This window comes from Micromonospora sp. PRAS1 (assembly GCF_059553435.1).
Genome location: NZ_JCANNB010000138.1, coordinates 1 through 225 on the forward strand (window position 1 = coordinate 1; position 225 = coordinate 225).

Sequence of the window (225 nt, forward strand, 5' to 3'; positions counted from 1 at the left end):
CCGTCGAGCGCGACCGGTCCCGCACCCCGCTCGTCCAGGTCGTGCTGAACTACGCGGCGCTCGACCGTGGCGAGAGCGCGCCGACTCCCGACGCGCTCGACGACGCCGTCCAGGTGAAGTTCGACCTGATCGTGACGCTCGGCGAGACCCGCGACGGGCTGACCGGCGAGATCCAGTACAGCACCGCGCTGTTCGACGCGACGACAGCCGCCCGGTTGGGCCAAC

1 protein-coding gene is annotated in these 225 nt (G+C 71.6%); it reads left to right on the plus strand.

From position 1 onward, the window contains the following. On the plus strand, positions 1-225 hold a 225-nt coding region (locus AC507J_RS32440; protein WP_496294404.1), incomplete at both ends, for a hypothetical protein.